Annotated in this window: 2 protein-coding genes; both read right to left on the reverse strand. The window is 28.7% G+C overall.

Features of this window, described 5'->3' with window-relative positions:
- Positions 1–185 precede the first annotated feature (185 nt).
- Positions 186–1,205: a response regulator gene (locus tag N4A57_RS06400; protein ID WP_293656949.1), complete on the reverse strand. Its 1,020-nt coding sequence runs from the start codon at positions 1,203–1,205 to the stop codon at positions 186–188.
- Between the two features lie 52 nt (positions 1,206–1,257).
- A complete protein-coding gene (locus N4A57_RS06405; RefSeq protein ID WP_293656951.1) occupies positions 1,258–2,427 on the reverse strand; it encodes a response regulator in 1,170 nt (389 codons plus the stop codon).
- Positions 2,428–2,649: the final 222 nt, after the last annotated feature.

Raw genomic sequence — 2,649 nt, forward strand, 5'->3', positions numbered from 1 at the left:
GCAAGAAAAAATAACCCCTTTAGGGGTAGCCTGAGAAGGAAAGCGGTTGGCAGACCTTTCAATGTGTCTTAAGACACGGCGAGCAACATGCCCTTCTAGGGCTAAAGCAAACCACCCGTTCGACGGGTGGTCATGATTTTGAAGAAATCCATTAAAGGATGGATATTTTCTAGTTAATATTTAAATTAAAAATCTATTTTAAAGGATAGAATCTTATAATCTAAATCATTTTTTATTATTTCAAATTTTCCATTGATCATGGAATAAAATGCGTTAAATAAAGGTACTAAAAGAATAAAATTATCTTCTGAAGATTGATTTTCCAAAAGTTCAATAACAAAAAATAACTTAGGAGATTCTTCAGTGGATTTCCCAGAAATAGTGAATTTTAATGAGTTATAATATTTTTTGGCATATTTTATGAATAATATAAGAAAGGTTATGAGTAACCTATAGTTTCCATAAAAATCAATACCATTTTCATCCTTCTCAATAAGTTTAATTGAAGAATCAGGATAATTTTGTGAAATATAGTTATTTAATTCTCCTACTACCTTTTCTTTCTGAAAATATGTTTTTACAGAGGGTAATGTATTCATATATCTTGAGTTTAGTTCTTCAATAAAACCTAAGTGCTCATTAAAGAGTTCTGTGTTTCCTTTAGAAGATAAAGTTTTCAAGTAATGAAAAATACTTCTATTAAGAATTTTAATATTTTCATAGTCATTAGACATGGTTGAGAATTTTTCATTTGTGGATTTTAACATTTTAGTATATAGTTCATTTTTTTTCTCAATTTCTGCTTTCATCTGTTCTCTTTCAGAGACCATATTATAATATTCAACGGATTGCCTGATGACAGGAATGAGATCTTCATTTAAATTCCAAGGTTTTGTAAGGAATTTAAATATATTTACCTGGTTTATAGTTGTAAGTATTTGTGGTAGTTGTGTATATCCACTTAAAACTAATTTTACTATATCAGGATATTTTTCACTGATAATCTTTAATAGGGTTAATCCATTCATTTTAGGCATTCTCATGTCTGTAACAATAACACTAATTTTTTTATTCTCCATTATTTTAAGAGCTTCTTCACCGCTGTGTGCAAATTCCTGTTCATATTTTTCATCTATTAAACCTCTGCGCAATGAATTAATAATATGTTTATCATCATCTACAAATAAGACTGTATTTTTTTTCATAGTGTTCTCTACATGCTATTATGTAGATTTCCCCCCCTTTATCTAATGGTTTTTATGATTCGAATTCAAGGAGTGCTTTTTCAAAGTTTTCCTTTTTCATATTTAAAATATTAAAGGATTCTTCCATCAGGCCAGTACTAAATTGAGTGTAATTTAATAATTTCCATGAGTAATATTCGGCAATATGTACAGCACAAACTAATTCTTTGTTAATGATTCTTTCATTTAAAGGATCATGATGAAATAAAGCGGATTCCACAATGGGATGTGGAATTTCCCACCAATCTAAAAGATATGCCCCAATTTCTTCATGACTAACACCTAGAACTTCCTTTTCAAGGGGCATTACTTTTAGTTCCCCTTTGTCCAAAATTTCTTTGAATATAGTTTCATATTTTTCGTTAAAATTACTAAGCAATACTACTTTGCCAATATCATGTAATAATCCAGCAGATTCATAGGTTTTAGGTATTTTTTTATCTAATAATTTTTGGTATATATAAAGTACCAGTTGATTAGTTAAATTCACATGTTCCCATAATAAATCTCTTATAAAAGGATTCAATTTTGAAGAACTAAAGACACTATTAGATAGTACAATATTTTTAAGGTTAGATAGACCTAAATACATGATAGCATCCTTAACAGATCCAGTTTTTGAACCGTAAAAAGCTGAGTTTGTAACCCTTAATATTCTTGAAGATATGGCTTGGTCCTCTTCTATTTTTTTTGAAATTTCACCCATACCCGCATCCATGTCAATTAAACTACATATTTTTGTATAAAGTGATGGAAGTGTTGGAATATCATCTAAGTTATTTATTAAGTTAAGTAAATTTTTACTTTTCAACGTATCTTCAAATTTAAATATCCTATCAATAATTGATAGGAGGTTGTCATTATTCCAGGGTTTAAAAACATATAGTTTTGCCAAATTATTTTCTAAGGCTGCCATAACTTTGTTGTTGTCCGTATAACCACTAAGGGCAAGCCTTAAGACCTTGGGATATTTGTTTTTTACTATTTTTAACAGTTTATAGCCATCCATAGAAGGCATTTTCATATCCGTTATAATAAGATCAATATGCCTAGAATCAAGGATCCCAAGAGCTTCTTCCCCATTAGAAGCTAAAAAAATCTCATGATTTGTATCTAAGAACAATCGATTTAAAGATCTCAAGATTTGCTCTTCATCATCTACAAATAGTATACTTTTGTTCATGAAATCCCCCCTTTTTTTAGTTACGTAAAATTTGTACAAACAATCACAACAAATTTGGAAATATAATTCCAGTAATTATTATGTAATTCAGTTAAATTTAGCATAGATTTCAGCTTGTTTTTTACTGGAATAATATAACATAACAAAATAAATCATAATAACTATAGGTAACCAATTGATTACCATTTAAAGAAAATATTTACTTATTCTGTAACTAACAAC

This window comes from Anaeromicrobium sp. (assembly GCF_025210435.1).
In the GTDB taxonomy this organism is placed as follows: Bacteria; Bacillota; Clostridia; order Peptostreptococcales; family Thermotaleaceae; genus Anaeromicrobium.

Bases quoted from the DNA above. Each gene is read 5' to 3' on its own strand.
- N4A57_RS06400 (WP_293656949.1), bottom strand. From the start codon at position 1,205: ATGAAAAAAAATACAGTCTTATTTGTAGATGATGATAAACATATTATT.
- N4A57_RS06405 (WP_293656951.1), bottom strand. From the start codon at position 2,427: ATGAACAAAAGTATACTATTTGTAGATGATGAAGAGCAAATCTTGAGA.